The following is a 4,105-nucleotide window of genomic DNA, read 5'->3' on the forward strand; positions in this document are numbered from 1 at the left end:
TGTCAGCACTTTTATCAAAAAAAGGTGCATCACATAGATTGATGGTTTGGTTGTTTCAGCAGAGAAAAAAATATAGCGTTGTCTCCAATACATTGGTTACAGAGTTTGAAGATGTATTGACAAGAGAGAAAAATATAAAACTGTTTAACAAGCTTACAAAAGATGATGTATTAAGTTTTATTGATGATATATGCTTAATCTCATATCAACAGAAGATTCACTTTTTGTGGAGACCCTTCTTAAAAGATAAAAATGATGATATGGTTTTGGAAGTTGCTGTCAATGCCAATGTAGAAGCAATCATCACCTTTAATCCAAAAGACTTTGAGGGAGTCAAAGAGAGTTTTGATATAGAGATTCTCACTCCCAAAGAGTATCTAACACAAATAGGAGAGATACAATGAATTTTGCACTAAGAATACCTGACTATTACAGAAGTGATATAGAGCTACTCAAAGGTAATGTCTCTATCAACCAGTTTATTATTAATGCTCTAGCAGAGAAGATAGCTACGCTTAAGACACTTAACTATTTGGAGAAACGAGCCTTGAGAGGTTCTAGGAGTCATGCTTTGGATATACTTGCCAATGTACCTGATGTTGAACCTGATTTGAGGGATAGGTTGTAAAATAGTAAATTAATACTCAAAATTATTCCTATTACAGATATGAGTATCAAGATTATCTGTTCATTTAAAATACCTGCTACTCCATTTTTGTTTAAAAAACCTGCAATGGTAAACAGTCCCAATAGTATAGCTAGATAAAATTTGTTGGTCTGTAGTCGTCTTACAGTGATGTTGCTCTAAAAGTATCTCTTGTTTGTCCATTTTTTGGCTCCTTACAAGTTGATTTGAGCCAACAGTTTAGCGTAATTCATGTTAATATTTGGAGGTTATGCTATGATTATTATAGAAAACAAAAGGGGAACTCATGCCAAACTCACGCCACCTAAAAATCTTCATCTCCTCAACATTTCAAGATATGGATGAAGAGCGAGAAATCCTACTAAAAGACACATTCCTTGAACTCAAAAAAATAGCCAAAAGCAGAGCTGTAGAGGTTACAGAGATAGATTTGCGAACAGGAGTCACCAAAGAACAGGCAGAGAGTGGGCAGATTGTCAAGATTTGTCTTGATGAAATAGAACGATGTGCCGATTCTCCCATCTTTTTTTTGGGGATGTTGGCAAATCGTTATGGGTGGAGTGAGTGGATTGATGATGTTGATAGAGCTGTTTTGGAAGATGAAAAATACGCTTGGATAAAACAGCACACCGATGTGAGTATTACGGAGATAGAGATAATATCTGCATTAGAGAGAGACAACAAGCATAACCGAGCATTTTTTTATCTCAAAGAGAGTCAAGTAGATGATGATACAAAACTGATTGACCTTAAAAATCATCTGATAGAGCAGTCTAAAACAGATGAGAGTCTATATGTCACAAACTACAAAGATGGTGATGAGTTTAGAGAAAAAACCATCGCCTCTTTCAAAAAAGCCCTAGATGAACTCTACCCAGAAGATGAGAAACTAAGTGAAGTAGAGAGACTAAGAGCTACTCATCAAATCTTTGCAAAATCAAGACAAAAAGTCTATATCCCTCATGTAAAAAATGAAGTGATACTGAGTGAGTTTATCGAAAGTGACCAAGATAGACTACTGCTCTATGGAGAGTCTGGTTATGGTAAATCGGCATTGATTGCTAACTATTTTGAGAGCTTCAAAGAGCATAACGACTCTTTTGTGATAGAACACTATATCGGTGGAGCAGGAGAGCTTAGTAGTGATTTGCATCAGTCGTTGAGGCGTGTGATGTTGGAGATAAAAGAGCAGTTTGACCTGCCTGATGAACTGCCGAGTGAACCTCAAAAGATAATGGATGAGTTTGCTCTTTGGTTACATAGAGTTAAGAGACCAACCATTATTATCTTTGATGGGTACAATCAGATTGAATATGAGCTGAAAGAGAAGCTTTTTTTGTATCTGCCTGACAAGTTAGAGAGTGTAAAATTGATATTTACTTCCATACGAGATGATTATGAGATAGATAATAAGCATAAGATAGAGGCGTTGGAGAGAGAGGAGCAAAAAGCGTTAATCACAAACTATCTAAAAGGTTATGGAAAAACTTTAAACAACAAAACCAAAGAGCAGATAGTAGCACACCCACAAACCGACAATACACTCTTTTTGAAAACACTTTTGGATGAGATACGGCTTCTTGGTAGTTTTGAGAATTTGCAAGATGATATAGAGAGTTATCTGAATACTAAAGATGTTGTGGAGTTGTTTTCTAAGATATTTGAGAGGTTGGAGAGAGACTATAGAAACAACCTTGCTAGAGAGGTGCTTTCTTTGCTTTATGTCTCTAGGGATGGGCTTAGTGAAGATAATTTGATGGAGATTATTAATCAGAACTCGACAGAGAAGCTTACTCGGTTGGAGTTTTCTCCTCTGTTTTTGGCTGTTGAGGAGCATTTGATTGATAGGGGTGGGTTGTATGGGTTTTTTCATGGGTTTATTTTGGAGGCTGTGGAGAAGAGGTATTTGAGTTGTGATGAGTTGATTGATGTGGAGAGGAGGAGGATAGCTGATTATTTTGAGGGTAATGAGATTGATAATCAGAGAGTTAGGGAGTTGCCTTTTCAGTTGTTTGAGATTGGGGATAGGGAGGGGCTTTATCATGTTCTTTTGAATGTTGAGTTTTTTGTGGGTGTGCAAGAGGATAATGAGTATGAACTTTCAAGATATTTTGAGTTTGTAGCCCAAGAGTACTCTATCGCTGATGATTTGACTGCCGTTTTAGTAAATGAAGAGTATGAGAGTGAATCTATAAACAATATTGGGTACTTTTTTCACTTGACCTATGTGGACTACAAAAATGCTCTTCTACTTTTTAGAAAGATGATGCGTGTTGATAGAGAGGATAGCTCGATTGTGATTAATAACTATAATAACATAGGTGGACTCTATGCTTCTCTGGGTAGGTATCCTAGAAGTTTTGTGATGCATAAAAGGGCATTGGAGCTAAGTCTAGATTTTTTTGGAGAGAATCACCTTGACACGGCTATATGTTATAACAGTTTGGCATTTGTTTATGAGTCTTGTGAAAAATTTGATGAGGCTCTAAAGTTTTATAAAAAATCTTTGAGCATAAGAGAGTCTCTACTAGGAGAGTGTCATCCCGAGACAGCTATACTCTATAATAATATTGCTGGGATATATAGTATTGTTGCAGAGTATCAAAAAGCATTGGAACTCTATGAAAAAGCTTTGGGTATCACTACAAAAACATTAGGTAAAAATCATCCTGAAAACTCAACACACTACAACAATATCGCTTGGGTCAATTATACTATGGGTGAGTATGAGACGGCTCTATCACAATATAAAATATCCTTGGAGATAAGCATAGACTCTGTAGGAGAGAAACATCCAAGCACTCTACAGAGTTATGATAATCTAGCTTCATGTTATCTTGCTATGGGTAGATATAAAGAGGCTCTGCCTATTTTTCAAAAAACTTTAACTGGAACCAAAGAGATTTTTGGTGAAGAGCATGTTGAAACAGCCATAACCATGGGAAATCTTGCAACCACATACTACAATATGGAAGAGTATGACAAAGGAGTTCTCTTAGCAGAACAGGCACTACAGATAAGCGAAAAGAGTATAGGAAAATATACCGATACAACAGCTACAAAGTACAATAATCTAGCACTTTTCTATAGCACATCCAAAGATTATAACAAGGCGTTAGAACTCTACAAGACCTCTTTAGAGATTTCCATAGAGGTCAGAGGAGATGAACACCCCGATATAGCCATATCGTATAACAATCTAGCAGGAGTTTATGAGTCCAAAGAGGAGTATGATTTGGCACTGCCTCTCTATCAAAAGGCTCTGAAAATCTATGAAGATGTCTTTGGTGAAAATCATCCTGATACAGCGATGCTCTATAATAACTTGGCTTATCTGTATGAGTCTATGGGTGAGTTGGAGGATGCTTTGAGTTTGTATGAGAGGGCTTATGGGATAAAGAGCAGCAATTCTAATTTAAGCTAAATTTTATTAAAGAAACAACAAAAAATTAACACTAA

The 4,105-nt window shown here is 36.4% G+C and carries 3 protein-coding genes; all 3 read left to right on the forward strand.

Annotation, left to right across the window (positions count from 1 at the left end):
- The coding region (locus tag GSY74_RS08525) for a putative toxin-antitoxin system toxin component, PIN family (protein ID WP_164664683.1) at positions 1-404 on the forward strand (404 nt) is incomplete at its 5' end.
- On the forward strand, positions 401-628 hold the full coding sequence (locus tag GSY74_RS08530) for a CopG family transcriptional regulator (RefSeq protein ID WP_164664684.1): 228 nt from the start codon (positions 401-403) through the stop codon (positions 626-628). The genes GSY74_RS08525 and GSY74_RS08530, both read left to right, overlap by 4 nt.
- 304 nt (positions 629-932) lie before the next feature.
- A complete protein-coding gene (locus GSY74_RS08535) occupies positions 933-4,070 on the forward strand; it encodes a DUF2225 domain-containing protein (RefSeq protein ID WP_164664685.1) in 3,138 nt (1,045 codons plus the stop codon).
- The last annotated feature ends 35 nt before the right edge of the window (positions 4,071-4,105 follow it).

The organism is Sulfurovum sp. bin170 (genome assembly GCF_010892395.1).
Lineage (GTDB): Bacteria > Campylobacterota > Campylobacteria > Campylobacterales > Sulfurovaceae > UBA1140.

Excerpts from the sequence above, each read along its gene's own strand:
- GSY74_RS08535 (WP_164664685.1), top strand. The coding sequence starts at position 933 with ATGCCAAACTCACGCCACCTAAAAATCTTCATCTCCTCAACATTTCAA.
- GSY74_RS08530 (WP_164664684.1), top strand. The coding sequence starts at position 401 with ATGAATTTTGCACTAAGAATACCTGACTATTACAGAAGTGATATAGAG.